The sequence below is a fragment of the Sphingomonas sp. AAP5 genome (assembly GCF_004354345.1).
Classification (GTDB): domain Bacteria; phylum Pseudomonadota; class Alphaproteobacteria; order Sphingomonadales; family Sphingomonadaceae; genus Sphingomonas; species Sphingomonas glacialis.
Window position 1 is genome coordinate 1,620,359 of record NZ_CP037913.1, and the last position, 26,404, is coordinate 1,646,762.

A 26,404-nucleotide genomic window follows, 5' to 3' on the forward strand; every position below is an offset into this window, starting at 1 on the left:
TTTACGCTTTCACAGAGATTTTGCGGCCAGCAACGCCCGCCCGCGCAACGATACGGTCCGCCGCGTTCTTGGTTCCCGCGCTGCGGATCTGGACCGGCACCGACTTGTACGACGGGGTCAGGCTTTGCGGATCATGGTCCTCGAGCGCGATCAGCGGCTGTGTCTCGGGGTAATAGGACGCGCAGCACCCATCGGGCAGCGCATGCTCGACGAGCATCAGCCCCTGGACGATCCGGTCGTCGCGCTTGAACGCGAGCGCGGTCGTCACGTCGACGACATCGCCTTCCACAAAGCCGAGCCGCGCGATCTCCTTGGCGTTCAGAAACAGCACGTCGCGCCGCCCGAACACGCCGCGATAGCGATCGTCGAGGGCATAGATCGTGGTGTTGTACTGATCGTGTGAGCGCAGCGTCGTCAGCCGCAGGACGCTTGGATCACGCGTCGTCTCGTCTTCCTCGACGCCCGTGGCGACGATGAAATTGGCCTTGCCCGTATCGGTGTTCCAGACACGCTCGGCCGCCGAATTGGGCAAGTGGAAGCCGCCTGGCGCGCGGATGCGCGTGTTGTAGTCCTTGAACGCCGGGAACACCGCCTCGATCTTGTCGCGGATACGGTCGTAATTGGCGACATAGCCGTCCCAATCGATCGCGCCCTTGCCGCCGAGCGTCGCCTTGGCGATCCCCGCGACGATCCACGGTTCGGAACGAACGTTCTCGCCCGGTGGCATCAGGAAGCCGCGCGAGGCATGGACCATCGACATCGAATCCTCGACCGTCACGGCTTGCGGGCCACCCTCCTGCGTATCGCGCTCGGTCCGCCCGAGGCACGGCAGGACATAGCTCGCCTTGGCCATCAGCAAATGCGTGCGGTTGAGCTTGGTGGTAATGTGGACCGCCAGATCCATGTTGCGGAAGCCTTGCGCGCAGGCCTGCGGATCCGACGACGCGATCGCGAGGTTGCCGCCGAGGCAGACGATCGCCTTGGCCGTCCCGTCGCGCATCGCAGCGATGCTTTCGACCACCGAATGCCCATCGGCGCGCGGCGGATCGAAGCCGAATACGTCCTGGATCTTGTCGAGCAGCGCCGCGCTCGGCCGTTCGGTGATGCCGACGGTCCGGTCGCCCTGGACGTTGCTGTGGCCGCGCAAGGGACAGATGCCCGCGCCAGGCCGCCCCATGTTGCCGCGCAGCAGCAGCAGGTTGGCGATTTGCTGGACGTTGCTCGTCCCCGTGCGGTGCTGCGTGATGCCCATGCCGTAGCAGCAGATCGTCGCCTTCGACTGCGCATAGATCTGCGCGACCGCTTCGAGATCGGCGCGCGCGAGGCCGCTCGATCGCTCGATAGCGGCCCAGTCGGTCGCATCGAGATCGGCGCGGAACGCCTCGAGGCCTGCCGTATGCTCGGCGATGAAGGCATGGTCGAGCACCGGCGTCTCTGGCGTGTCGAGCGCCACCAAGGCCTTTGCGATGCCCTTCAGCGCCGCGGCATCGCCGCCGACCTTGACCTGCAAATAGCTCGTCGCGATCGGCGTCGCCGACAAGGTCGCCATTTCGACCACCGATTGCGGCGATTCGAAGCGTTCGAGCGAGCGCTCCTTGAGCGGGTTGAACACGATGATCTTGCCACCGCGCCGCGCCACGTCGCGCAGCGTCGCCATCATCCGCGGATGGTTGGTGCCGGGATTGTGGCCGATCGAGAGGATCAGGTCGGCATGGTCGAAATCTTCGAGGCTGACGGTGCCCTTGCCGATGCCGATCGATTTGGGGAGGCCGACCGAAGTCGCTTCGTGGCACATGTTCGAGCAATCGGGGAAATTGTTGGTGCCGTACAGCCGCGCGAACAGCTGGTAGAGGAACGCGGCTTCGTTCGAGCAGCGCCCCGAAGTGTAGAATTCGGCCTGGTTGGGATCCTCGAGCGCGGCCAGACCCGCACCGATCTCGGCGAGCGCCTCGTCCCAGCCGACGACTTCATAATGGTCGGTCGCCGGATTGTAGCGCAGCGGCTCGGTGACGCGGCCCTGATCCTCGATCCAGTGATCGGTCTTTTCCCACAGCTCGGAGACCGAATGCTGCGCGAAGAAATCGCCGCCGATCCGCTTGGCGGTCGATTCCCAGGCGACTGCCTTAGCGCCATTCTCGCAGAATTCGAAGGAGGAGGAGTGCTTCGGGTCGGGCCAGGCGCAGCTCGGGCAATCGAAGCCGTCGGGCTGGTTCGACTTGAGCAGCGTCTGCGCGCCCTGCGACACGATCTGCTGCGCCTTGAGCGAGACCGCGACCGCCTTGAGCGCCCCCCAGCCGCCCGCCGGGCCGGTATAATCCTTGATCCCTTCGGGACGCTTACGACGCATACTCGGAACTCCACACTTCGACAGGCCCGCACGAGGAGCGGGCCACGACACCGTCGCGCCTAACGCACCGACATCGCGACGAGAAGCGCAGTTGCGACGAACGCTACGATAGATTGAAAGTTTTTGAGACGGGGGTCGGGCCCACCGCCATCAAGCGAGAAACATCGATCGCTTGTGGAAGAATGGTGGAGCCGAGGGGGATCGAACCCCTGACCTTTCGCATGCCATGCGAACGCTCTCCCAGCTGAGCTACGGCCCCATCGTATTCTGGAAAGAGAGACCCGAAACCGGGACCTCTTTGCGGGAAGGCGTCGCCCCTACCGAGGCGACGCGCCCTTGGCAAGCGGTCTGAGTGTCGCTTGCCAGAAAAAACATCAATTAGCTGTGGATCAATGCTCGTCTTCGCTCTGCGGCGCTTCCACGCCGAGATCGTCGTCGCCGCCGAGATCGACCTCGTCGTCGGGCGAGGGCTCCTCGTCTTCACCGGTGTCGATATCCTCGTCGTCGCCGGCGAGATCGTCGTCCTTCTTGACCAGCTCGGGCTTGGCCTGCTCGAACGGCAGCGGCTGCTTCGACTTGAGGATCGGCTCGGGCTCCCAATGCGCACCGCAATTGATGCAGGTGACGGGATCGTCCTTGCCGAGGTCATAGAAACGGGTGGCGCATTTCGGGCACGTACGCTTCGTGCCCCATTCCGGCTGGATCATATGCCGATAGACCTTTTTGTTGAGCCGGCAGGCCTCGCGGCCATGGGGCTGATAGGAATTGGGGTCTCGCGACCCGAAGGGCCGCAAAGTGGTGCGCGCCTTGCCATAGCGCAAGCGCACTGTCAAAGCGCGGCCCCGATGACACACCCTACGCCTGTCCCCCGCGAAATCCAACCATCCGGGCCGCTCAAGGGGCGCGTCCGCGTCCCCGGCGACAAGTCGATCAGCCACCGTTCGCTGATGCTCTCGGCGCTTGCGGTCGGCACGAGCCGGATCGAGGGGCTGCTCGAGGGCGAGGACGTGCTCGCCACGGCGGCCGCGATGCGCGCGATGGGCGCGACGATCCGCCGCGGCGACGATGCGGTGTGGCACGTCGACGGCGTCGGCGTCGGCGGACTGCTCCAGCCTGCGACCGCGCTCGAGATGGGAAATTCGGGGACTTCGACGCGGCTGCTGATGGGGTTGGTCGCGAGCCACCCGATCACCGCCACCTTCATCGGCGACGCCTCGCTGTCGAAGCGACCGATGGGCCGCGTCATCACCCCGCTGTCGCAGATGGGCGCCGATGTGACGTCGAGCCCGGGCGGTCGCCTCCCCCTGATGCTGCGCGGCCTGTGCCCCGCGATCCCGATCACCTACACCCTCCCCGTCGCCTCGGCGCAAGTGAAGTCGGCGATCCTGCTCGCCGGCCTCAACACCCCGGGGATCACGCGCGTGATCGAGCCGATCGCGACGCGCGACCATAGCGAGCGGATGCTGCGCGGCTTCGGCGCGACCGTGACGGTCGAGCCATCGCCGCAAGGCCGCATCATCGAGATCACCGGCGAGGCCGAGCTCACGCCGCAAGCGATCGTCGTGCCGGGCGACCCCTCCTCCGCCGCGTTCCTCGTCGTCGCCGCGACGATCGTGCCGGGATCGGACGTCGTGGTCGAGAATGTCGGGCTCAACCCGACCCGTGCCGGCCTCTTCACCGCGCTTCGCCTGATGGGTGCGAGCATCGAAGAGCAGAACCCGCGCGAAGTCGGCGGCGAGCCCGTCGCCGATCTGCGCGTCCGCCACGCGGCCCTCACCGGCATCGAGATCCCGCCCGATCTCGCGCCGAGCATGATCGACGAATATCCCGTGCTGTTCGTCGCCGCCGCTTTCGCCACCGGCCGCACGATCGCGCGCGGCGCCGACGAACTGCGCGTCAAGGAATCGGACCGCATCGCGGCGATGGCCGCCGCGCTCGGCGCCGCTGGTGCGCGTGTCGAGGAAGTCGAGGACGGCATGATCATCGACGGCACCGGCGGCGATCCGCTGCCCGGCGGCGCGACAATCGCGACGCTGCTCGACCACCGCATCGCGATGAGTATGGCGGTGGCGGCTTTGCATTGCCGCGAAGGGAGCGCGGGCGCCGGGATCACGCTCGACGACGCGTCGCCGGTGGCGACGAGCTATCCCGCTTTCTTCGACCAGATCGCGCAGTTGCAGAGCGGCGACGCATGATCGATTCGCATACCGCCGATCTGATTGGCTTTGTCGGCGCGATCGTCATCCTGACCGGCTTCGCGTACCAGACGCTCCGCAATGCCGCTCCGAACCTGTTGTCGAACGGGCTCAATTTTCTGGGCGCGTCGCTACTCGCGCTGTCGCTCGTGGTGAACTACAATCTCCCCGCGCTCGCCCTCGAACTGGCCTGGGCCGCAATCGCTCTCATTGGATTGGTACGTATCGTGGCTAGACGCCGATGATTATTGCGGTCGACGGACCCGCCGCCTCGGGCAAGGGCACGATCGCGCGTGCGCTCGCGCGGCATTATGGCCTGCCGCATCTCGATACCGGGCTGCTCTATCGCGCGGTCGCGTCAAACGTGCAGCGGCTCGAGTTGGACGCCGCGGTCGAGGCCGATGCGGTCGCCGCGTGCGACTTCGACGATTCGCTGCTCGACGATCCGATGCTGCGCAGCGATGCGATCGGCTCGCTGGCGTCGGTCGTCTCGGCGCATCCGCTCGTGCGTGCCTCGTTGCTCCAGCGGCAAAAGCGCTTCGCGCAGCAACCGGGCGGCGCGGTGCTCGACGGGCGCGACATCGGCACGGTCATCGCCCCCAACGCCGACGCCAAGCTGTTCGTGCGGGCCACGCCCAACATCCGCGCCAAGCGCCGTCACGCCGAGCTGCGGTCGCACGGGTCACTGATCAGCATCGACAAGGTGCTCGCCGACATCCGCGCCCGCGACCTGCGCGATTCGACACGTTCGAACGCACCGCTCGTCCCCGCCAACGACGCGGCGTTCCTCGACACCAGCTTCCTGTCGATCGAGGCGTCGGTGCAGCGTGCGATCGATATCGTCGACTCGAGAATCACCCGCGATTGATCATACTGGGTTGGACGTCCAATCTTCGTGCCCGTGACGGACCCGCAAGATCAGGATCCCATCTTCCGCCAAACGATAGATCACGACATGCGCCTTGTACCGATGCGCACGCACCGGCGGCACGATCTCGGTTCGCTCCCGCGCTGCGCGCGGATAGGATGCCAAAAACGTGAGCGTCTGCGCCATGCCAGCGCTGTATTCGTCGGCCTGGGCTATGCCGAATAGCTCCGCCCCCCGGATGTAGATTTCGTCGAGGTCACGCCTCGCTGGCTGCGAGAGCCTATAGGGCATCGCTACCGTCACGCGCGAGGAAACGCCGGCGAGCTTCAGCAAACACGTCTTCCGCTGTCAGGTCGGAGACTCCACCTTCCAGGGCTTCGTCGACCATCCTCTGCATGTTGGCGATCTTATCCACCCGAACCTGCTCCCGCCGGATCAGGTCGCGGACGACATCGCTGCTGTTGCCGAAGCGGCCTGTCGCGGCCTGCGCCTCTACCCAATCCTTCATCGCATCGGGCAGGGAAATGTTCATCGTGGCCATGTGAATCTCCGACGTCGAAGGTCTCATATTGCCAATCTTTGTCAACACCAACGCGACTTGATCGCCCCCTCGCGCTCGGCTATAGCCGCAAGGTCCGGCGAGCGGTGCTCGCGGAGGCTGGCGCGACAGGCATGTCCTCTCGCGCCCTTTTCGCATTTAGCGAGTTGCCCGCCCCCGTGAACGTCAATCGGCGGATGTCGGGCCGGCATTCGGCTGTTCCGACACATAGGCCAAGACCGCCGGAGACAACCGGCTGGCCGGAACAATGATTTAGGATCTGATCCCTTTATGGCCACTCAGCCAAACCCAACCCGCGACGATTTCGCCGCCCTCCTCGAAATGACTCTCGGCGGTGCCGACAGCTTCGAAGGCCGCGTCGTCAAGGGCACCGTCACCGCAATCGAGAACGATCTGGCCGTCATCGACGTCGGCCTGAAGTCCGAAGGCCGCGTTCCGCTGCGCGAATTCGCGATGCCGGGCCAGAAGGCCGATCTCAAGGTCGGTGACGAAGTCGAAGTGTTCGTCGACCGTGTCGAGAACGTGCACGGCGAAGCGATGCTGTCGCGCGACCGCGCCCGCCGCGAAGCCGCATGGGACACGCTCGAAACCGAATTCGCCAAGACCGCGCGCGTCGAGGGCGTCATCTTCGGCCGCGTCAAGGGCGGCTTCACGGTCGACCTCAACGGCGCCGTGGCCTTCCTGCCGGGTTCGCAGGTCGACATCCGCCCGGTGCGCGACGTCACCCCGCTGATGGACATCCCCCAGCCCTTCCAGATCCTCAAGATGGACCGCAAGCGCGGCAACATCGTCGTGTCGCGTCGCGCGATCCTCGAAGAGACCCGCGCCGAGCAGCGTTCGGGCCTCATCCTGTCGCTCGCCGAGGGCCAGATCATCGACGGCGTCGTCAAGAACATCACCGATTATGGTGCGTTCGTTGACCTCGGCGGCATCGACGGCCTGCTGCACGTCACCGATCTCAGCTACAAGCGCGTCGGCCATCCTTCGGAAGTTCTCAACATTGGCGATACCGTCAAGGTTCAGATCATCCGCATCAACAAGGACACGCAGCGTATCTCGCTCGGCATGAAGCAGCTCGAGAGCGATCCGTGGGAAGGTGCAGCCGCGAAGTACCCGGTCGGCGCCAAGCTCACCGGCCGCGTCACGAACATCACCGAGTACGGTGCGTTCGTCGAGCTCGAGCCGGGCATCGAAGGCCTGGTGCACGTTTCGGAAATGTCGTGGACCAAGAAGAACGTTCACCCCGGCAAGATCGTCTCGACCTCGCAGGAAGTCGACGTCGTGGTCATCGAGGTCGATCCCGACAAGCGTCGCATCTCGCTCGGCCTCAAGCAGGCGATCAGCAACCCGTGGGAGGCCTTCGCTGAAGCGCATCCGATCGGTTCGACCGTTGAAGGCGAAGTCAAGAACGCGACCGAATTCGGTCTGTTCATCGGCCTCGACAACGACGTCGACGGCATGGTCCACATGTCCGACATCGCCTGGGGCGTTTCGGGCGAGGACGCGCTCAACCTGCATCGCAAGGGCGAAATGGTTCAGGCCATCGTGCTCGACATCGACGCCGAGAAGGAGCGTATCTCGCTCGGCATGAAGCAGCTCGAGCGTGGTGCCCCTGCAGCAGGCGGCGTTGCCGCCGGCGGCATCTCGGCAGCGGCATCGGGCCTCAACAAGAACGCCATCGTCACGGTCACCGTGCTCGAAGTCCGCGACGCGGGTCTCGAAGTGCAGGTCGGCGACGACGGCGCGACGGGCTTCATCAAGCGCACCGACCTCGGCCGCGATCGCGACGAGCAGCGTCCTGAGCGGTTCCAGACCGGCCAGAAGTTCGATGCGATGGTCACTGGCTTCGACCGCTCGAAGAAGCCGACCTTCTCGATCAAGGCGATGCAGATCTCCGAAGAGAAGCAGGCGGTTGCGCAGTATGGCTCGTCCGACTCGGGCGCGTCGCTGGGTGACATCCTCGGTGCAGCGCTCAAGGCGCAGGGTGCCGACGCCAAGAAGTAATACTTTAGGATGACGAAGGGGCGTTTTCCGGGAGGAAGGCGCCCCTTTCGTTTTTTTCCGTCGTTTTCAACCTATCCCCATGCTAGGCTTGCTATAGATCAAGCCGAAGCGGCCATTTCGTCCGCTCGGGCGAGGCTTGGGGGTAAGGAACGCGTACGATGATACGATCAGAATTGGTGCAGACACTGGCTGCCGAAAATCCCGATTTGTCGCCCCGCGATATCGAGGCTCTGGTCACGACCTTTTTTGACGAAATCATCAAGCGGCTTGCGGCTGGCGGCCGTGTCGAACTGCGCGGCTTCGGCGCCTTCTCGACCCGCGCACGCGATGCGCGCACCGGGCGCAACCCTCGCACTGGCGAACTGGTCGACGTCGACGCAAAGCGCGTGCCCTATTTCAAACCCGGCAAGGAAATGCGCGCCAATTTGAACGTCTGAGTGGGTTGACGCCGCGCGCTCGGTGCGCTTGGACGAGTACCGCGCGGACGTGGCGAAATTGGTAGACGCACGGGACTTAAAATCCCTCGCCCTCAGGGTGTGCGGGTTCGAGTCCCGCCGTCCGCACCAGCTTTAAATTTTTTGGTAATCGCTTTGCCCGTTTGGGCCCGCAGCGCCTGAAGCCCCATGCATCCCGACACCCCATCTTGGCTCGTGACATGCGGGGGCGCGGCCGCCGAGACGGTGTCTTGAAGCCCGCCCCCCTTCCCTGCTGAAGGTCCACACCGACCCGCTTGGAAAACTGGGCGCAAGTCCCCTCCGCACCGCGTCGACCGGGGCAAAGCGGTAGTGTGATCACCCAGCATCGGATACGCCGCTGGCGCCCCGCGTTCCAGTCGAGCAGGGCGGGTGCGGTGTTTGGACGGATATCATGAGAAAACGACTGCTGGGCGCGCCCGCCTTATCGATCCTGGCCTTATCGATCCTGATCGCACAGCCTTTGGCCGCGCAGGCGCCTGCCGTGACGCTCTCGGGCCAACTTGCGCGAACCGAGACCGAGCTGCGCGCAGTCGATCGCGCGCTCGACGGACGCGTCGACGCTGACGCGCAAAAGGCGCTGCGCATGCGCGCGCTCGCCGCACAGCAAGTCGCCAAGGACGTCGGCGCCGCGCTGGACGATCAGATCACGCTGCTCGATGCGCGGATCGCCGGGCTCGGCCCCGCGGCACCCGGCGTGACCGAAGCGCCCGACATCACGGCGCAACGCGCGGCGCTGACGCAACAGCGGTCCGCGCTCGATGCGACCGCCAAGCGCGCCGGGCTCGCCAGCGTCGAAGCCCAACAATTGGTCGACGAAATCGAACAAAGCCGCGAGCAGCAATTCAACGAGAAGATCTCGGCCCAGGCGGCGTCGCCGCTGGCGCCGACGTTCTGGCAGACGTTGCTGGCTTCGCTTCCGCGCGACATCAAGCGGGTCGGTCTCTTTCTCAAGCAGGGCATCGATCAGATCGGCAGCGCGCGCCATGGCCTGCCCTGGCAAGCGCTGCTTGGCCTCGTGCTTGGCTTCGTCGTTTTCCTCCCCGTGCGAATCTGGGCGCGCGCGCTCGGTCAGAAGGTTCTGGTCGAAGGCGCGCCGGGGCGCCGCGTGCGGCGATCGGCCAATGCGCTGTGGCGCGTGATCATCGGGACGCTGTGCCCGCTCCTCGCCGCGATGATCGTGATGCAGGGCTTGCGTTGGTCGGGACTGCTCCCGCTGCGGTGGGCCGGCATGGGGGATGCGGTCGTGCTCGCGACGGGCTTCAGTGCGTTTACCGCCGCCGTCAGCGGAGCGCTGCTCATGCGCCGCCAGCCCTCATGGCGGATCGCCGCGATCGACGACGAGACGGCGGCGCGCGTGAGGCCGCTCACCTGGATCCTCGCAGGACTGTCGTTTGGCACGATCCTGCTGTCGGCATTCGATACCGCGATCGGCGCGAGCCAGGCTGCTCAGGTCGCGAGCCAGACGCTGATTGCCTTGCTGCACTTGCTGCTGATCGCAACGTTCCTGCTGGTGCTGGGGCGGCTGCGCGCCGAACGATCGGCGCAAGACGATGCCGCGAATGGGACCGCAAGCGCCGGAGTCGGCATCGTGCTGCTCGTGGTGTGGGTGCTCGTCTTCATCGCGTCGACCGCCCTGTTGCTCGGCTATATCGCGTTCAGCCTGTTCACCGCGCAGGTCATCGCCTGGGCGGCGATCCTCGGCGCCACCGTGTATCTGATGACTGCCGCGGTCGACGATGTCGCGACGAGCGCCTTCACGCGGTCGAGCCGGCTCGGCGTCACGCTGACCCGCGCGCTTGGGGTCCGCGGCAGCGTTATCGACCAGTTCGGCGTCCTGCTTTCGGCCGTCTTGCGCCTGGTGCTGGTGTGCGTCGCGCTTGGGCTGCTGGTGTCGCCGTTCGGGGGCAGCGGCGGTCTTGCGGCGGTGTTCGGGCGGCTCGGGGTGCTCGCGCAGGGCATCGAAGTGGGGGGTGTTTCGATTTCGCCGGCAACGATCCTGCGCGGGATCGTCGTGCTCGGCATCGGCTTGGCGCTCACCCGCGCGTTCATGGGCTGGCTCGAAAACCGCTACTTGCCGATCACCGACCTCGACGGGAGCGGTCGCAACTCGGTGAGCCTCGTGGCGCGCTATGTCGCGATCGCGGTCGCCTTTATCTGGGCGCTCGCATCGCTCGGCATCGGGGTCGAACGAGTCGCGTTGCTGCTATCGGCCTTGTCGGTCGGCATCGGGTTCGGCCTGCAGGCGATTACGCAGAACTTTGTGTCGGGGCTGATCCTGCTGGCCGAGCGCCCGATCAAGATCGGTGATCTCGTCCGCGTCGGCAATGACGAGGGCGACGTGAAGCGCATCAGCGTCCGCTCGACCGAAATCGAGCTGGCCGATCATTCGACGCTGATCGTCCCCAATTCCGAGCTGATCACCAAGTCGGTGCTCAACAAGACGATGGCGGGCCCGCTGGGGCGGATCCAGATCAAATTCTCGGTCCCGCTCGATACCGACGCCGGCCAGGTACGGGCCATGGTGCAGGAGGCCTTTGCGAGCGATGCTGCAGTGCTCGACGAACCGCCCCCCAAGGTCTTCATCGACGGGCTCACCGAAGGACGGATCGAATTCAACTGCTTTGGTCACGTCGCCAATCAGCGCGCGGTCTATGCCGCGCGCAGCACGGTGCTGATGACGTTGCTCGACCAATTCCGGGCCGCAGGGATCGACATTGGCACGGTTCCGCAGCGGCTCGAACTGATCGCTGCGGGTACCGATCTTACCCCCCATGCTCCGTGATGGCCGCTCGCGAATGCTCAAGGCCTGAACGGTGTCGAAATCCGTCGACCTGATCGTCCACTCCGAAAAGCGGCGCGATGCGGCGGGCGACGGATAACCCGGTCCCGCCATGAGGCCCCGCTGGCATAGCGCATCGCGGGCAGATCGGCCGTGGCGTTGCCGATTGGTCGCGCGTTTCCTGGTCGCGGCCGTTTGGCACCATTGAAGGCGTCGGTGAGCGCTGCCGGCGCGACGGTGTCGGCAAAGTTTGACGAGGCGGTTGCTGGTGCCGCGGCGTCTGGCGCGCGCCGCACCTCTGTACGGCGGATCAATGCCTTCGAGACTCACGTTTGCGGGGCCACGAACACCGAGCGCGCCGCCAGAGGAACGCCAGCTTGTCCGCACGCCACCGGCCGGTCCACGGTGGCGCTCCGCCAAGGCGCGTGGCAAGACGCGCGGATGATGCCCGCGCCGTCCCGCCTCGTGCCGACCAGCAAGACCCTCGGCCTCGCCACGCTGCTCGCGCTCGCCGCGTGCACGCCGCGCGCCGATACTGGGCCCGTCGTGGTCAGCGCCATCGGCGGCGCACCGACCCTGGCCGACCCGGCGCGCGATCCGCTCGACACGCCGGCGCGGCTGATGCTCGACGCGACGGCGCAGGGACTGGTCCGCTTCGATGCCACGGGCCAGGTCGAGCCCGGCATCGCCGAGCGCTGGAGCGTGATCGACAACGGCACGAGCTACATTTTCCGGCTGCGCGGCGGCGAATGGGCCGATGGCCAGCCCGTGACCGCAGCCGAAGTCGTCAAGCTGCTGCGCCGCCAGCTCGCGCCGCAATCGCGCAACCCGCTGCGCCCGTTCCTCACCGCGATCGACGAGATCGTCGAGATGACCCCGGAGGTCATCGAGATCCGGCTCAAGCGCCCCCGCCCCGATCTGCTCAAACTGTTCGCGCAGCCCGAGCTCGCGATCTTCCGCGTCCAGCCGCCGAGCGGCAGCGGGCCGTATCGCGTGATCGCGCAGCGCCGCCACAGCGTCACCTTGCGCCCCGCATTCGACCCGGGGCGTGCGGTCGAGGACGAGCCGGTCGAACCCTCCCCCGCCGCCAACGTCCAGCTCATCGGCGAGCGCGCCGCGCGCGCGATCGTGCGCTTCACGCGCGGCGAGACCGCGCTCGTCACCGGCGGCAGCTTCGACGATTGGCCGCTCGTGATGACGACGCAGATCGCCCCCGCCAACCGCCGCTTCGATCCCGCGGCGGGTCTGTTTGGGCTCGCGGTGGTCAACCGCAGCGGCGTGCTCGCCGATCCCGGCAACCGTGCGGCGATCGCGCGCGCGATCGACCGCGCGGGCTTCGTCGCGGCGATCGCGGCGGATTGGGCGCCGGATACGCAGCTCCTCCCCGAACAGCTCGACTCGGCCGCCCCGCCCGCGGTGCCCGGATGGTCGCTCGCGCCGGCCGAGGGCGATCCATCGCCGCGCGCGCGCATCGATCAATGGCGGGCGCTCAATCCCGGCGATATCCGGCTGCGCGTCGCGGTGCCGGGCGGCCCCGGCGGGACGGTGCTGTTCGGCTATGTCGGGGCGGCGTTGCTGTCGCTCGGCATCGAGCCCGAGCGCGTCGCGCCGAATGCCGCGGCCGACCTGCGGCTGGTCGACGCCGTTGCGCCGTATGACAGCGGGCGCTGGTACGTCGCCACCGCCTGTCAGCCGTGCAGCGAAGCCGCGAGCACTGCGATCGAGGCGGCGCGCGAGGCCGATTCCCCGCGGCTGCGCGCGCAGCAGATTGCCGCCGCCGATGCCGCGCTGGCCGCCGATGTCGCGTTCATTCCGCTCGCGCGTCCGCTGCGCTGGTCGCTGGTCAGTGTCGGCCTCAAGGCGTGGACGGGGAACTCGCGCGCGTGGCACCCGTTGAGTCACTTGCGCAACGATTCCAATTGAGGTGACATGGCCAACACGTCTCGCATGACTCCCCCGCCGCTCGGCGACTTTGCAGCGCGCTATGCGGGCAAGGACCCTGCGGCGGTGCGTAAACGGATCGAGGCGATGGAGCATTTGCTCGAGGGCCTGTTTACCATTCCGGGCATCAACCGAAAGGTCGGGCTCGACGTGATCCTCGATCTCATCCCGATCGGCGGCGATGCGGTCGGCGCAGCGATGGGCGCGTGGATGGTGTGGGAAGCGCGCAATCTCGGCATGTCGAAGACGCAGATGGCGCGGATGTTCGGCAATGTCGGCATCGATTTCGTGCTCGGCGCGGTGCCGTTCATCGGCGCGATCCCCGATTTCCTGTTCCGCTCGAACACGCGCAACTTGAAAATCATCAAGCGCCATCTCGACAAACACTATCCCGCCACGGCGGTGATCGACGCGCGCTGACGCGCAAGCAGTGTCCGGTCGGCGGGGGCGGCGCTCAGAAGCGTCGTCCGCGCCACACCTTGACGCTGTCGGCGTTCGCCAGCCCGCCCGACCCGGCGACGCAGCGCGTATAGGCAAAGCTCTTGTCGAGGCACAGCCACAGCTCGTCCAGCCAGCCCTTCTTGTTCGCCGTCACGCGCACCGCGCTCGCCGGGACGCCGGGATTGGCGGCGGCGAAGGCGCTGGCGAGCTGGCCGGCGGTCAGCGGTCGGCGCGACAGCCGATCCATGTCGGGGTAGCGCAGCTTGCCGTACAGGCCGTTCGAGCGCGCGAAATAGGCGTCGGGCGTGATGCCCATGCACGTGCCGTGCTTCGCCCATTCGTGCTGGAGCAGTTGCGGCGACGGGGTCGCGCAGACATGCTGCTTGATCAGCTCAGGCGAGAGTAGCGGCGTTGCAGCGCAATATTGCGGCCATTCCTGCCCGACGCCATCGGGCCACAGCCCGTGCAGCGTGAAGCCGAAGCGGTTGCCGCCGCCGCACCGAAAGCTCTTGGCCGGATCGTTGGAATTGCCATGGCAATATTCCGGGGCCCAGGTCAGCGCGAGCGTGTAGCCGGTGATCGGGCGGACGCGCTGCGGTTGCTTGTCCGACGCAAGATCGGGATGCGGGCGCGGCAAGCTCGCGGGAACGCTGCATTGCAGCGCCTGCGCGCTGACGGCACTCGGCAGCGCAAGCGCTGCGACGACGACGGCCTTGGACAGAAGTTTCATGCGACACTTTCCCCGAACCAGATCTTGCTCTCGGGCTTGAACAGCTGCCAGACCGCGATGCCATCGAGCACCAAGGCGACGACTGAAAGCACCGCGCCAATCCCCTGCGGGCTGGTGCCGCGCACCACGCTCCAGACAAAGCCGAGCGCGCCGATCGCAAAGAACACGGTGATGAACCACTTGGTCACGACCGACTGCGCGCGCGCGGTGAAGTACCACAGGAACAGCGAAATCAGGAGCCCGAGCAGGATCCCGCCGATCAGCGTACCGGCCCCGAATGACGCCCCCATTTGGGCTGCCACCGGATCTTCGGTAAGCCGCGTCACGCTCGCGTTCCACGACAGCGCGGCGTTGACCAACCCGACGAGGACGCCGCCGAGATAGCAGCGTTCGAACAGCACGATCGCGTTTGGACGTTCCACGATTCTTCCCCCCCTTAGAAGCCCTTGTGCGTCAGATTAGCGCCGAGCGCGCCCCGCGCAATGGCTCATCCGAGCGTGGTGAAATCGAGTCCGATATCGGCCGCCGGCGCCGATTGGGTCAGCCGACCGACGCTGACATAGGTGACGCCCGACTCGGCGATCGCGCGGATCGTGTCGAGCCGCACCCCGCCCGATGCCTCGGTCGGAACGCGCCCGGCGACGAGCGTCACCGCCGCGCGCAGCATCGGCGGGTCCATGTTGTCGAGCAGCAGGTGCGTCGCGCCCGCCGCCAGCGCGGGCTCGATCTGCGCGATCGAATCGACCTCGACGATGATCCGCGCGATCCCCGCCGCGACGGCGCGCGCGACCGCTGGGCCGACGCCGCCAGCAACCGCGACATGGTTGTCCTTGATCATCGCGGCATCCCACAGCCCCATGCGGTGGTTTGTCGCCCCGCCCATCCGCGTCGCATATTTCTCGAGCGCGCGCAGGCCCGGGATCGTCTTGCGCGTATCGAGCAAGGTCGCGCCGGTTCCCGCGATCGCATCGACATAGCCGCGCGTCATCGTCGCGATCCCCGACAGATGCTGGACGGTGTTGAGCGCCGAACGCTCGGCGGTCAGCATCGCGCGGGCCAGGCCATGCAGCCGGAGCAGCGCGGTCCCGGCCGCAACGCGCTCGCCATCCTCGACCAGCCGCTCGATCTCGACCGCCGGATCGAGCGCCACGAAGAACGCCTCGGCAATCGGCAACCCCGCCACGACGATCGCGTCGCGGCTGTCCATCACGCCCGTAAAGCGCGCATCCGCCGGGATGACCGCGCTCGACGTGATATCGCCGCCCGGACCGAGATCCTCGGCCAGCGTGGCGGCGACAAAGGCAGTGAGATCGAAGCGATCGAGGGTGAAGCGCACGGCAGCCTCCGGCAGCGGGGTGGAAAGCGGGCCGCTATAGGATGGCGCAGGCGATCAGGCCAGAAATTGCCGCTCGGCGCGCAACGGCGACCGAGTCAGGCGACCGTATCGCGGCCGGGCACAACAGCGATCGCATCGGCAAAGGCGATGTCGAGCACAGTGGCGCCGCGATCGTCCGCGACACACAACCGCGTGTCGAGATAGAGCGCTCCGTTCCTCGCATCGGCAGCAATGATATCGCGCGCCCACGCGACCGCCCGTGTCCGCACTTCGGCAAGATCGGCAATCTCGACGCCTTCGGGATCCAGCAAAAGATCGCCGGCTTGATACAGGTGGAAATACCACCGAGGCATATACGCTCCTCGCATGAGACGAGAGACGGGTACGCGTCTCACGGACGCCGGTCCGTCGGTTCGGCTTCGCTCCGAGCCTATCACCGCGCCCCTCCGCGCTCTACCGAAAACCGCGCACCGCATTGAGAGTATTGATATTTGATAGGCGCAGCCAGAACGATCCACGCTAAAGCGCGGCATACCGCGCACCGCTACAGGGTCCTAGGCGACTGTGAGATGCTTACGCTCCCGCCCCGGCGGAGGGCCAATGCATTTCGATCCTGTTCTCGAGACGATCGTCACCCGACTCGAATCGCGCGCGACCCTGACCGATGACGACCGTAGCGCGATGCGCGCCCTGGCGTACACGCGACGCGAGGTCGAAACCTCGAGCTATCTCGTGCGCGAGGGCGCGCCGACCCCGCGCTGCACATTCCTGCTGTCGGGTTTCTGCTATCGCCAGAAATTGACGACCGAGGGTGCCCGCCAAATCGTGTCGATCGAAATACCAGGGCATTTCATAGATTTGCAGCATCTCTTCCTCAGCGAGTCTGATCATAACGTCCAGGCTCTGACACGCGGCAGCGTTGCCGAGATCGACTCGGCCGCGCTGCGCAAGCTCGCGCTGACGCGTCCGGCGATCGGCACGGCCTTGTGGACCGAAGCATTGATCAGCGCGTCGATTTCTCGCGAATGGATCGTCAATGTCGGGCGGCGTGACGCGCACAGTCGTGTCGGGCATTTGCTGTGCGAACTGGCGGTCAGGCTCCACATCACCACCGGCGCGAACGAGCGACACTATGATTTGCCGATGACGCAGGAGCAGCTCGGCGACGCCGTCGGCCTCACCCCGGTGCACGTCAATCGCGTGCTGCGCGCCCTGACGCAGCGCGGCCTCATTTCGCGAGACCGGCGCAAGATCAAGATCCTGAACTGGGACGCACTGCGCGACGCGAGCGATTTCAACCCGCGCTATCTGCACCTGTCATAACCGAAGCCGGCGCGTCAGTGCGGCGGCGCTCCAGCCTCGACGGTCGCGACGATGTGGACCGTCAGGAAGCGCGCGCCTTCGTCATCTTCGACGTGCACGTCGAAGACGATGTCGGTCTTTCCCTCGCGCAGGTCCGAGGTCAGGATCTCCCCCGCCGCGTCTGACGCGCGCGCGCGCGCAAGCGTGAGCGACGCCAGCTCGGCACCGACCTCGTCGCGAACGTACGAGGTCTGGTTCAGGACATGGAAGAAATAGCGCTGCATCCCGATGGTTTCGCATAGCATCGGGGGTGCTTCCATAAACTCAATCAGTCGCCGGACACACGTAATGGGCCAAGATCGCCCATCCCCACCGTCCCGCTCGCCATCGCCAGCATCGCATCGAGGCTCTTCTTGGCGCGCAAGCGAAGCCCTTCCTCGATCTCGACGCGCGGGGTGAGGTCGCGTAGCGCGACGTAGAGCTTTTCCAGCGTGTTGAGCGCCATGTACGGGCAGATGTTGCAGTTGCAGTTGCCGTCCGCGCCGGGCGCGCCGATGAAATTCTTGAGCGGCGCCGCCTTCTGCATCTGGTGGATGATGTGCGGCTCGGTCGCGACGATCAGCGTGTCGCCGGGCATCGTGTCGGCGAAGGCGAGGATCCCGCTGGTCGACCCGACATAATCGGCATGATCGAGAATATAGGGCGGGCATTCGGGATGCGCGGCGACCGGCGCCCCGGGATATTGCAGCTGGAGCTTGAGCAGTTCGGTCTCGCTGAACGCCTCGTGGACGATGCACACGCCCGGCCACAACAGCATCTCGCGCCCCGTCTTGCGCGCAAGATAGCCGCCGAGATTCTTGTCGGGGCCGAAGATGATCTTCTGGTCGAGCGGGATCTGGCTGAGGATCTTCTCGGCCGACGAGCTCGTCACGATCACGTCGCTGAGCGCCTTCACCTCGGTCGAGCAGTTGATGTAGGTCAGCGCGATGTGATCGGGATGCGCCGCACGGAACGCCGCGAACTTGTCGGGCGGGCAGCTGTCCTCGAGGCTGCAGCCCGCATCCATGTCGGGCAGCACGACGATCTTGTCGGGGCTGAGGATCTTGGCGGTCTCGGCCATGAAGCGCACGCCACAGAAGGCGATGACATCGGCGTCGGTCGCCGCGGCCTTTTTCGACAGGTCGAGGCTGTCGCCGACGAAATCCGCCAGATCCTGAATCTCGGGCTTCTGGTAATAATGCGCGAGGATGACGGCGTTGCGCTCGGTCCGCAGCCGGTCGATCTCGGCGCGCAAGTCCAATCCCGTCAGGCTACCGCCGATCCCGTTGCGCGCGTCCATAGTCAGTTCCTCGTCGTGGAGGTCGTCAAATGGACGCACGCGCGCGCGGGATCAAGGCATTCCCGGGAATGGTGGGAAAGCATAGCCCGAGACCGCCGCGCCGGGTGTTCCAGCGACGACCGCCGCGTAGAACGCCGCGCCGAGCGGGCTGAAGGTGATCAGCTCGACCAGCACCGTCGACCCGACGATCGCCCCGAGCCCCCACCACCACGCCGGATGGACCGAACCCGAGCGGCGGATGTCGGCGACGATACCGATCAGCGGGAAGATCAGGACAGCGAGGAAATCGACCTCATAGGCATACGGAATGAGCAACGGCAGCGGCAGCAGGCGGCCGAACGCGGGCCCGAGCAGCAGCGCCATCCCGCAATAATGCAGCCGGCGATGCCACTGCGTCGACCGCCGCAGCACGATCGCCGCGGCGGTCAGCCCGGCGAAGGTCAGGATCAGCACCGGGTCGAACACGAGGAACTGCGCTGGCAGGAAAACGGGCGGCACGCGCCCGAGCTGCGCCAGCCTCGTCGTGACGAGCGTTCCGAGCACCACCATCGCGACGACCCAGCCCGCGCCGATCCAGCCCAGCCCGCGATGCAGCGCTATGGCGCCGCGCGACACCAAACTGTTCTGCGCGACGTACAGCACCACCCACCCCATGAAGACGAGCGCATGGGCATGGACGATCGGTGGCGAGGCGAAGCTCGACCGGCCGCTCGCCAGCGCAAGGGAAAAGCCCGCAAAGACGACCAACGCCATGAGATAGGATGTAACGAGAAAGAAACGATCGTCGCTCCGCACGATCGTATCCGGCGCTGCGATAGTTGCCATGCCCACCCCCCGATGAAACCGACTCGTGGACGCGTCTTACCACAGTCGAGCGGGCAAAACACGCAACTCGAGCAGGCGAAGCGGGCTTGATTCGCTAACATCCATCAGGAGCGGTTGGCGAGAACCTCGGCGATCGACTTGGTCGTATCCCACACTTCGCTGCCGTCCTTGGCTTCGTCGGCAAAGCGCACCTTGACGCTCGCATCGAGCCCCGCGGCGCGCAGCGGCAGCGCGAAGCTGCGCTCGACCGCACGGCGCGTGGCGTCGCGCGCGAGCCGGATCGGCACCGCGCCGCTCGCCTGGCGCACCAACTCGCGCTGCCCCGCGGCACGGTTCGCCTTTTCGAGCCGCGCGTCGGCATCGGTAATCGTCGCGAGGATGCCGCCCTCGCCATATTCGCGGATCTGCGTCAGGTCGATCTGCGGCGCCGATGCCTCGACCGGCGGCAGCACGACGCCGAGCGTCCGCGTCTTGGCGTCCCACGTCACGTCGCGCTTGCTGAGGCGGCCCATGTCGACATGATATTCGACGAGTCCGGGCATGATCAGCGTCTTCTTCGCCTGCAGCCCGAATTGCGATTGCGTCGAGGTCGACACCGCGACGAAGCGCGCGGCGAAGGCCGAGAGCCGGTTCTGTTCGCGTAAGCCCTCGAGCGAGCCGCTCGCGATCGTCACCGGATCGGGGCCGGCGAGCTTGTGCTCGACCAGCGCGCCGATGCCCCACACCAGCCCGAGGATGAACAGCGCAATCAGCGCGAGCGCCGCGGCGAACTTGCCGATGAAGGTCATGACGTCAGGCTCCAGACCCCGCCCTGCTCGGCGACGCGGTCGCGGTCGCGCAAGTCGATCAGATGCGCGAGCACCGATCGCTCGGCGGCGGGGAACAGCCGCGGATCGATCCCGACATACATGCGCGCGACCATCTCGCCGATCGCGGCGGGCGCGTCGCGCAAGCTGCGCAGGATCTGCCCCTCGCGTTGTTTGCGATGCCCCAACATCCCACGAACGAGGCGCTGCGGGTTCTCGATCGGGTCGCCGTGCGCGGGATAATAGCGACGCTCGGTGCGCGGGAGCAGCTTCTCGAGACTCGCCATATACGCGGTCATGTTGCCATCGGGGGGCGAGACGATGCTGGTCGACCAGCCCATCACATGATCGCCGCTGAACAGCGCCCCCGCGCCGTCGTGCGCCTCGGGCAGAACATAGGCGAGATGGTTCGAAGTGTGCCCCGGCGTCGCGAGCGCGGTCAGCGTCCACCCCTCCCCGCATACGCTGTCCCCCTCGGCGAGCACGCGGTCGGGCGCATAGCCGCGGTCGAACGCCGCATCGGCGCGGATCCCTGCGTCGTCGAGCGCGAGCGGCGCACAGCCGACGATCGGCGCGCCGATCGCGGCGGCCAGTGGGCGCGATCCGGGGCTGTGGTCGCGGTGCGTATGGGTGATGATGATCGCGCGGAGCGGTCGCCCGGCGATCGCGCGGACGATCGCGTCGATATGCGCTGGGTCGTCGGGTCCCGGGTCGATCACCGCGAGGTCGGTCGTCCCGACCAGATGCACTTGCGTGCCGGTGTGCGTGAAAGGCGACGGATTGGGCGCGAGCAGGCGGGCGACAAGAGGCTCGAGCTGCTCGGGCACGCCGGGGGTTTGCTCGCTCATCGCATCGAAATGGCGGGTCGCGCCGGCGAAGGCAAGGGCGCGACCCGTCGGATCTCATGCCCAGCCATTCCCGCCAGGTCTTATCGGGCGTGCGCGAGATCCGCTTCGAGTTCGGCGATCGCGGTATCGATTCCGGCGAGCGCTTCCTTGCGCTGCGCGGCAGTCATTGCCGCTGACGCCATGACGTGCGCGCGCGAGCGGTTAAGCCCGTCGAGCGCATGGCTGTACGCGTTGCGCTCCATGTCCTTGCTGTTCGCAGCCATCGCAGCGCCGTTGGCGGCCGCGGCAGCAATCCGATCGGTGCAGATGATGATGCGCTGCCGGATCGCGCTGCGCTCCTTGATCACCATCGTTCCGTCCTTGCCGCGCGGACCGCAATTCCGCGAGGAGACTTGCGGCATCGGCGGGATGGGCGGCATCGATCCGATCGCAGGCCTCGCAAGCATCGCAGGGATCGGCGGCATCGCCCCGATCTCCCCGACCAGCGTCGCGCTGCCATCACGGTTGAGCTTTACGTAGCGGCCATAGCGGACGACCCGTTTGCCGTCCTTGGTCACCGTGACCATCGTCGTCGTCATGCCCGGGCCGGACTTGCCGGTCGCGGGCATCGGCGGTGCAGGCGGCGCGGGCGGAACGGCATCGGCGGTGTCCGACGGCGAGAGTGGCGGCTCGGGCGCGGGCGGCAGGCCCGGGCCGGGCATGTCCGAGGCCTCGACGTGTTCGCGCATCCGCGGTGCCGGGCGTGGCGCGGCCGGGACAGGCGGGGCCGCAGGGACGGCGGCGGCCGGCGGCGGGGCGGCCACCGCTTGGTCGAGGCTCGCGAGATCGACCCCCGTGGCCGCCTCCACCGTACTGCGCACCTTGGCGGCGGCGGCGGTGCCCGAGGCGGTGAGGCCAAGCCCACCCGCGGCGAGCAGCGTCAGCATTCCTGCCCCCGCCAGCAGCCGGGTGCGCGACGTCCTGGTCGTGGTCAACATCTTCAACCTCCCTTTCAGATCGTCGATCGTGTGCAGATGGCAGGTCGCCGACACCGTGCCGCCGAGGAAGCTCGGATGCGCCGCCTTGAGGATCGCGCAGGCATAGGTGTGGCGGCGCATCGGGTTCATGCCGGCGAGCACGCGCGCATCGTTGGCGATTTCCTGGTCGGCGCGGAACGCGCGAAAGGCACGCCAGGCGATCGGATTGAACCAGTGGAGCCCGAGCACGACCAAGGCGACCCAATTGGCGATCAGGTCGCCGCGCGCATGATGGCCAAGCTCGTGCGCGAGCGCGAGATCGCGCTCCTCGGCCTCGAACCGCTCGGCGAAATCGTGCGGGAAGGCGACGTAGCGGCGCCACACCCCGAAGGCGAGCGGACCGCTCGCGGCGCCGGTTTCGATCACGTACACGCCGCCATGCTCTTCGCTGCTCGCGGCCTGGTCGAGCATCCGCCGGCAGAAGCGGTGATGCGCCAGCGCATGCCACGCGACGAACGCCCCCGCCCCCGCGATCCACAGTGCGGCGAGCACGGGAACGAGCCATTCCTGCGCCGGCGCCGACGCCGCGGTCGCGGCGGCGACGGGCTCGGCGAACAGCACGCTCATCTGCTCGGTCGCGTGCAGCACCGGCGCGACGGCCGCGTCATGCCACGCGCTTGGCAGCGGCGGCAGCGCCAGCCGCAGCACCGGGAGCAGCCACAGCGCATAGGCGACATCGGCGCCGAACGCCTTGCGCACCGGGCGCCGCAACAGCAGCACGGCGACCATCAGCACGCTCGATCCGATCAGCGCTTCGATCAGCCAGCTTGGCGAGATCCAGTCGGTCATGCCTTGAGCTCCTTGAGCAGTGCTTCGATCTCGGCGATATCCTGTGCGGTGAGCGCATCGCGGTCGGCGAGGTGCGCGACGAGCGGGCTCAGTCTGCCACCGAACAGCCGATCCATCAACTTGCGCGATTCGCCCGCGACATAGTCTTCCCGCTTCACGAGCGGACGATACAGATAGCGTCGGCCATCCTGTTCATGCGCGATAATGCTCTTGGCGAGCAGACGCCCGAGCAAGGTCTTGACGGTGTTGGCACTCCACTCGCGCGTGTCGGGAATGCGCTCGGCCACGTCTTGTGCGGTCAGCGGACTCTCGTCCCACAACACTTCCATCACTGCATGTTCGGCATCGCTGATGCGTTCGGCCACGAGTCGCTCTCCGTAATGACTACGGATGTAATCGTATCGATTACGTCTGTAGTCAAGTGCCTGCTTGCTCGTCCCGGCAGGAGGGATAGGCTGCCCCAAAAAACAGGAGCGGAGCGATGACTTTCACCACCCTGGCGACCGGCCTGCGCTTTCCCGAGGGCCCCGTGGCGATGCCCGACGGCAGCGTCATCCTCGTCGAGATCGAAGCCGGCCGCATCACGCGCGTGCATCCCGACGGCACCAAGACCACCGTGGCCGAACCCGGCGGCGGCCCCAATGGCCTGGCGCTGGGCCCCGACGGCAAGCTCTATTGCTGCAACAATGGCGGCTTCCACTATGTCGAAACCCCGAGCGGGCTGCTCGTCCCGCACGGCCAGCCCGATGATTATTCGGGCGGGCGGATCGAGCGGATCGACATCGAGACCGGCGAGGTCGAGGTGCTCTACAAGGACGGCGACTTCCACTGCAGCCTGCGCGGTCCCAACGACATCGTGTTCGACGATGCCGGCGGCTTCTGGTTCACCGACCACGGCAAAACGCGCGAGCGGGAGCGTGACGTCACGGGCATCTTCTATTCGCACGCCGACGGGCGCCATCTCGCCGAGGTGATCTTCCCGAGCGAGAACCCCAACGGCATCGGGCTCTCGCCCGACGGCAAGCGGCTCTACGCCGCCGAGACCTATACCTGCCGGCTGATGGCGTTCGACATCACCGCGCCGGGCGAGGTCGATCTCACCGCCGGCCTCGGCGGACCCGGCATCCCGCTCTACCGCCCCGCCGGCTACAAATTCTTCGATTCGCTCGGCGTCGAGGAATGCGGCAACATCTGCGTCGCGACGATCGGCGAGAGCGGGATATCGGTCATCTCGCCTGCGGGCGAACTCGTCGATTTCGTTGCCACGCCCGATCCGTTCACCACCAACATCTGTTGGGGCGGCCCCGATATGCGCACCGCCTACATCACGCTGTCGGGCACCGGGCAGCTCGTGAGCATGGAATGGCCGCGGCCGGGGTTGCGCCTGGCATATTGATCCCTCCTTATTGATCGATGCCGCGGCCCCGCCTATCGCGCTCCAAAACAAGGAGTCGATGCATCATGAAGAAACTCTATCCCGATGCGGCAGCTGCGCTCGACGGGTTGCTCCATGATGGCATGACGATCTGCGCCGGCGGGTTCGGCCTGTGCGGCATCCCCGAGCGGCTGATCGACGCGATCCGCGACGCCGGTACCAAGGACCTGACGATCGCCAGCAACAATGCTGGCATCGACGGCGAAGGCCTCGGCAAGCTGCTCCGCACGCGCCAGGTCAAGAAGATGATCTCCTCGTACGTCGGCGAGAACAAGGAATTCGAGCGGCAGTATCTCTCGGGCGAACTCGAGGTCGAATTCTGCCCGCAGGGCACGCTCGCCGAGCGCTGCCGCGCGGGTGGTGCTGGCATCCCCGGCTTCTACACCAAGACCGGCGTCGGCACGCTCGTCGCCGAGGGCAAGGAAGTGAAGGTGTTCGACGGGGAAGAGTTCATCCTCGAGCGCGGCATCCGCGCCGATCTGTCGATCATCAAGGGCTGGAAGGCCGACGAGAGCGGCAACCTCATCTTCCGCAAGACCGCGCGCAACTTCAACGCGCCGATGGCGACCGCGGGCAAAATCTGCGTCGCCGAGGTCGAGGAGATCGTCCCGGTCGGGTCGTTGGATCCCGACTGCATCCATCTGCCGGGAATCTATGTGAAGCGGATGATCATCGGCAGCCCATACGACAAGCGCATCGAATTCCGCACCGTCCGCGAGGCGGCGTGAATCACCTCGCTTCTTCTTCCCCCCTCCCGCTTGCGGGAGGGGCTGGGGGAGGGCCTGTCTCGGGCGTCGCCCAAGCTTCCAGGTCATTCCCTCCCCTAACCCCTCCCGCAAGCGGGAGGGGGATAGCGGCAGCGTTCGCGTTGATGCTGTCCGCATGTACGACCGTGCCGCAGGCACCCGTCGCGCCCGTGTCAGCCGCCCCCACCATCCCCCCCGGCATGCAATTCCTCTACGGCTCGGGCGAAGCCGCCGCGCTCGATCACCAGGCCTACAACGTCCTGGTCGACGCCGTCCGCCGCCGCATCGCGAGCGAGAAGGCCGATTTCAAGGCGATGAGCGACCGCACCTCGGCGGTCCTCCAGCCCGGCGCCACGCTCGACCAGCCTGCTACCATCCCCTGCGGCGACCGCCCCCGCGCGGTCGTGTTCGACGTCGACGAGACGCTGCTGCTCAACCTCGGCTTCGAATATGACGACGCGCGGCACCCCGGGCGCCCCTACGACGCAGCGCTGTGGCAGCAATGGGAGCAAGCCGGCGTCGACCGCGTCGAGGCCGTCCCCGGCGCGATCGCCGCGGTCAACGAGCTTCGCGCGATGGGCGTGACGGTCGTCTTCAACACCAACCGCTCCGCCGCGACCGCCAGCTTCACTGAACAGGCGATCGGCCATGCCGGCCTCGGCACCGCCAAACACGGCGACACGCTGTGGCTCAAGGGCGATCTCGGCAGCGGCTCGGGCAAGGACACCCGCCGCCAGGCGATCGCCGCGCGTTATTGCGTCGTGGCGATGGGCGGCGACCAGCTCGGCGACTTCTCCGACCTGTTCGCCGGCACCCCGCAGCAGCGCCGCGCGGTGGCCTCGTCGCCTCCTATCCACGGCATGTGGGGCCGCTTCTGGTTCGTCCTGCCCAACCCCGTTTACGGCACCGCGTTGAAAGGGGGGATCGACCAGGTCTTCCCCGCCGACAAGCGCTGGACGCCCACCAATTCTGGAGAGAAATAATGGCCTGGACTCGTGACGAAATGGCAGCCCGCGCCGCGCGCGAATTGCAGGACGGCTTCTATGTGAACCTCGGCATCGGCATCCCGACGCTCGTCGCCAACCATATCCCCGCGGGCGTCACCGTCACGCTCCAGTCGGAGAATGGCATGCTCGGCATCGGCCCCTTCCCGCTCGCAGGCGAGGAAGACGCCGACCTCATCAACGCCGGCAAGCAAACGATCAGCGAGCTGCCGCAATCGGCCTATTTCGGCTCGGACCAGAGCTTCGCGATGATCCGCGGCGGGCATATCGACTTGACCGTGCTCGGCGCGATGGAAGTCGCCGAGAATGGCGACATCGCCAACTGGATGATCCCGGGCAAGATGATCAAGGGCATGGGCGGCGCGATGGATCTCGTCGCCGGCGTCAAGAAGATCATCGTCGTGATGGAGCACAGCTCGAAGAACGGCGACCCCAAGTTCATCCCGGCCTGCACGCTGCCGCTGACCGGCAAGAACGTCGTCGACATGGTCATCACCGATCTCGCGGTGTTCCAGCGGCCCGACCATCAGTCGCCCTTCAAGCTGATCGAGATGGCGCCGGGCGTGACCGCCGACGAGATCGCCGCCAAGACCACCGCGCAGTACGCGGTGTAAGGCG

28 protein-coding genes and 2 tRNA genes are annotated in these 26,404 nt (G+C 66.6%); 14 read left to right on the top strand and 16 right to left on the bottom strand.

The window, feature by feature from the left end:
- Nucleotide 1: 1 nt before the first annotated feature.
- The 3 genes from E2E30_RS07370 to E2E30_RS07380 all read right to left on the bottom strand — a co-directional run bounded on the left by E2E30_RS07370 (nucleotide 2) and on the right by E2E30_RS07380 (nucleotide 3,054).
- The gene (locus E2E30_RS07370; RefSeq protein WP_133188642.1) at nucleotides 2-2,347 is read right to left on the bottom strand and encodes an FdhF/YdeP family oxidoreductase; all 2,346 of its coding nucleotides are present in this window, start codon (nucleotides 2,345-2,347) and stop codon (nucleotides 2-4) included.
- A 183-nt stretch (nucleotides 2,348-2,530) separates the two neighbouring features.
- Nucleotides 2,531-2,606: transfer RNA gene (locus tag E2E30_RS07375), tRNA-Ala, on the bottom strand.
- A gap of 130 nt (nucleotides 2,607-2,736) precedes the next feature.
- Nucleotides 2,737-3,054, bottom strand: coding sequence for an FYDLN acid domain-containing protein (locus E2E30_RS07380; protein WP_133191968.1), 318 nt, complete (start codon nucleotides 3,052-3,054; stop codon nucleotides 2,737-2,739).
- Between the two features lie 138 nt (nucleotides 3,055-3,192).
- On the opposite strand from E2E30_RS07380, the gene aroA reads away from it, so the two are divergent.
- From aroA to cmk, 3 genes are read left to right on the top strand one after another with little or no spacing between them, the layout of a single operon-like run.
- Nucleotides 3,193-4,542 (top strand): 3-phosphoshikimate 1-carboxyvinyltransferase, encoded by a 1,350-nt coding sequence (gene aroA, locus E2E30_RS07385; RefSeq protein ID WP_133188644.1) that lies wholly within the window; start codon nucleotides 3,193-3,195, stop codon nucleotides 4,540-4,542.
- Nucleotides 4,539-4,787, top strand: a complete 249-nt coding sequence (locus tag E2E30_RS07390) for a CBU_0592 family membrane protein (RefSeq protein WP_206365655.1) — start codon at nucleotides 4,539-4,541, stop codon at nucleotides 4,785-4,787. Before aroA ends, E2E30_RS07390 begins: the two co-directional genes overlap by 4 nt.
- Nucleotides 4,784-5,410 carry a (d)CMP kinase gene (gene cmk / locus E2E30_RS07395; RefSeq protein WP_133188646.1) on the top strand — a complete coding sequence of 209 codons (627 nt, stop codon included), beginning with the start codon at nucleotides 4,784-4,786 and terminating at the stop codon, nucleotides 5,408-5,410. The genes E2E30_RS07390 and cmk overlap by 4 nt, the downstream gene beginning before the upstream one ends.
- Here the strand turns inward: cmk and E2E30_RS07400 are convergent, their stop codons facing one another.
- Together E2E30_RS07400 and E2E30_RS07405 are read right to left on the bottom strand one after the other, a co-directional pair.
- Complete coding sequence (locus E2E30_RS07400; protein ID WP_240699064.1) at nucleotides 5,411-5,743, bottom strand: type II toxin-antitoxin system RelE/ParE family toxin; 333 nt, start codon at nucleotides 5,741-5,743, stop codon at nucleotides 5,411-5,413.
- Complete coding sequence (locus E2E30_RS07405) at nucleotides 5,691-5,951, bottom strand: type II toxin-antitoxin system ParD family antitoxin (protein ID WP_133188648.1); 261 nt, start codon at nucleotides 5,949-5,951, stop codon at nucleotides 5,691-5,693. The genes E2E30_RS07400 and E2E30_RS07405 overlap by 53 nt, the downstream gene beginning before the upstream one ends.
- Before the next feature lie 288 nt (nucleotides 5,952-6,239).
- Here E2E30_RS07405 and rpsA point away from each other — a divergent pair, with 288 nt between their 5' ends.
- From rpsA to E2E30_RS07435, 6 genes are all read left to right on the top strand, one after another.
- Nucleotides 6,240-7,973 (top strand): 30S ribosomal protein S1, encoded by a 1,734-nt coding sequence (gene rpsA / locus E2E30_RS07410; RefSeq protein ID WP_133188650.1) that lies wholly within the window; start codon nucleotides 6,240-6,242, stop codon nucleotides 7,971-7,973.
- A gap of 158 nt (nucleotides 7,974-8,131) precedes the next feature.
- A complete protein-coding gene (locus tag E2E30_RS07415) occupies nucleotides 8,132-8,410 on the top strand; it encodes an integration host factor subunit beta (protein ID WP_133188652.1) in 279 nt (92 codons plus the stop codon).
- Nucleotides 8,411-8,453: 43 nt separating this feature from the next.
- Nucleotides 8,454-8,539: transfer RNA gene (locus E2E30_RS07420), tRNA-Leu, on the top strand.
- 301 nt (nucleotides 8,540-8,840) lie between these two features.
- Nucleotides 8,841-11,231 carry a DUF3772 domain-containing protein gene (locus E2E30_RS07425; protein WP_133188654.1) on the top strand — a complete coding sequence of 797 codons (2,391 nt, stop codon included), beginning with the start codon at nucleotides 8,841-8,843 and terminating at the stop codon, nucleotides 11,229-11,231.
- A 441-nt stretch (nucleotides 11,232-11,672) separates the two neighbouring features.
- The gene (locus E2E30_RS07430; protein WP_133191971.1) at nucleotides 11,673-13,151 is read left to right on the top strand and encodes an ABC transporter substrate-binding protein; all 1,479 of its coding nucleotides are present in this window, start codon (nucleotides 11,673-11,675) and stop codon (nucleotides 13,149-13,151) included.
- Between the two features lie 24 nt (nucleotides 13,152-13,175).
- Nucleotides 13,176-13,589, top strand: a complete 414-nt coding sequence (locus E2E30_RS07435) for a DUF4112 domain-containing protein (protein ID WP_133191972.1) — start codon at nucleotides 13,176-13,178, stop codon at nucleotides 13,587-13,589.
- Nucleotides 13,590-13,623: 34 nt separating this feature from the next.
- On the opposite strand, the gene E2E30_RS07440 is transcribed toward E2E30_RS07435, so the two are convergent.
- From E2E30_RS07440 to E2E30_RS07455, 4 genes are all read right to left on the bottom strand, one after another.
- Entirely contained in the window at nucleotides 13,624-14,340 is a 717-nt protein-coding gene (locus E2E30_RS07440; protein ID WP_133188656.1) for a ribonuclease T2 family protein, read from the bottom strand.
- Nucleotides 14,337-14,762 (bottom strand): hypothetical protein, encoded by a 426-nt coding sequence (locus E2E30_RS07445; protein WP_133188658.1) that lies wholly within the window; start codon nucleotides 14,760-14,762, stop codon nucleotides 14,337-14,339. Before E2E30_RS07445 ends, E2E30_RS07440 begins: the two co-directional genes overlap by 4 nt.
- Before the next feature lie 65 nt (nucleotides 14,763-14,827).
- Nucleotides 14,828-15,676 carry a carboxylating nicotinate-nucleotide diphosphorylase gene (gene nadC / locus E2E30_RS07450; protein WP_133188660.1) on the bottom strand — a complete coding sequence of 283 codons (849 nt, stop codon included), beginning with the start codon at nucleotides 15,674-15,676 and terminating at the stop codon, nucleotides 14,828-14,830.
- A 95-nt stretch (nucleotides 15,677-15,771) separates the two neighbouring features.
- On the bottom strand, nucleotides 15,772-16,029 hold the full coding sequence (locus E2E30_RS07455; protein WP_133188662.1) for a DUF6894 family protein: 258 nt from the start codon (nucleotides 16,027-16,029) through the stop codon (nucleotides 15,772-15,774).
- A gap of 247 nt (nucleotides 16,030-16,276) precedes the next feature.
- On the opposite strand from E2E30_RS07455, the gene E2E30_RS07460 reads away from it, so the two are divergent.
- The gene (locus E2E30_RS07460; protein WP_133188664.1) at nucleotides 16,277-16,999 is read left to right on the top strand and encodes a Crp/Fnr family transcriptional regulator; all 723 of its coding nucleotides are present in this window, start codon (nucleotides 16,277-16,279) and stop codon (nucleotides 16,997-16,999) included.
- Nucleotides 17,000-17,013: 14 nt separating this feature from the next.
- Here the strand turns inward: E2E30_RS07460 and E2E30_RS07465 are convergent, their stop codons facing one another.
- The 7 genes from E2E30_RS07465 to E2E30_RS07495 form a co-directional block, all read right to left on the bottom strand.
- On the bottom strand, nucleotides 17,014-17,298 hold the full coding sequence (locus tag E2E30_RS07465) for a DUF6894 family protein (protein ID WP_165954474.1): 285 nt from the start codon (nucleotides 17,296-17,298) through the stop codon (nucleotides 17,014-17,016).
- An 8-nt stretch (nucleotides 17,299-17,306) separates the two neighbouring features.
- On the bottom strand, nucleotides 17,307-18,317 hold the full coding sequence (gene nadA, locus E2E30_RS07470; protein WP_133188668.1) for a quinolinate synthase NadA: 1,011 nt from the start codon (nucleotides 18,315-18,317) through the stop codon (nucleotides 17,307-17,309).
- A gap of 51 nt (nucleotides 18,318-18,368) precedes the next feature.
- Nucleotides 18,369-19,142: a hypothetical protein gene (locus E2E30_RS07475; RefSeq protein WP_240699066.1), complete on the bottom strand. Its 774-nt coding sequence runs from the start codon at nucleotides 19,140-19,142 to the stop codon at nucleotides 18,369-18,371.
- A 104-nt stretch (nucleotides 19,143-19,246) separates the two neighbouring features.
- Entirely contained in the window at nucleotides 19,247-19,930 is a 684-nt protein-coding gene (locus tag E2E30_RS07480; protein WP_133188670.1) for a DUF4230 domain-containing protein, read from the bottom strand.
- A complete protein-coding gene (locus E2E30_RS07485) occupies nucleotides 19,927-20,796 on the bottom strand; it encodes an MBL fold metallo-hydrolase (protein WP_133188672.1) in 870 nt (289 codons plus the stop codon). Before E2E30_RS07485 ends, E2E30_RS07480 begins: the two co-directional genes overlap by 4 nt.
- Nucleotides 20,797-20,876: 80 nt before the next feature.
- Nucleotides 20,877-22,601, bottom strand: coding sequence for a M56 family metallopeptidase (locus tag E2E30_RS07490; RefSeq protein ID WP_133188674.1), 1,725 nt, complete (start codon nucleotides 22,599-22,601; stop codon nucleotides 20,877-20,879).
- Nucleotides 22,598-22,966: a BlaI/MecI/CopY family transcriptional regulator gene (locus tag E2E30_RS07495; protein WP_133188676.1), complete on the bottom strand. Its 369-nt coding sequence runs from the start codon at nucleotides 22,964-22,966 to the stop codon at nucleotides 22,598-22,600. Before E2E30_RS07495 ends, E2E30_RS07490 begins: the two co-directional genes overlap by 4 nt.
- 116 nt (nucleotides 22,967-23,082) lie before the next feature.
- Here E2E30_RS07495 and E2E30_RS07500 point away from each other — a divergent pair, with 116 nt between their 5' ends.
- The 4 genes from E2E30_RS07500 (at nucleotide 23,083) to E2E30_RS07515 (ending at nucleotide 26,400) form a co-directional block, all read left to right on the top strand.
- Complete coding sequence (locus tag E2E30_RS07500; RefSeq protein WP_133188678.1) at nucleotides 23,083-23,997, top strand: SMP-30/gluconolactonase/LRE family protein; 915 nt, start codon at nucleotides 23,083-23,085, stop codon at nucleotides 23,995-23,997.
- A 65-nt stretch (nucleotides 23,998-24,062) separates the two neighbouring features.
- On the top strand, nucleotides 24,063-24,764 hold the full coding sequence (locus tag E2E30_RS07505) for a CoA transferase subunit A (RefSeq protein WP_133188680.1): 702 nt from the start codon (nucleotides 24,063-24,065) through the stop codon (nucleotides 24,762-24,764).
- 143 nt (nucleotides 24,765-24,907) lie between these two features.
- Nucleotides 24,908-25,765, top strand: coding sequence for a 5'-nucleotidase, lipoprotein e(P4) family (locus tag E2E30_RS07510; RefSeq protein WP_133188682.1), 858 nt, complete (start codon nucleotides 24,908-24,910; stop codon nucleotides 25,763-25,765).
- Nucleotides 25,765-26,400 (top strand): 3-oxoacid CoA-transferase subunit B, encoded by a 636-nt coding sequence (locus E2E30_RS07515; protein ID WP_133188684.1) that lies wholly within the window; start codon nucleotides 25,765-25,767, stop codon nucleotides 26,398-26,400. Before E2E30_RS07510 ends, E2E30_RS07515 begins: the two co-directional genes overlap by 1 nt.
- Nucleotides 26,401-26,404: the final 4 nt, after the last annotated feature.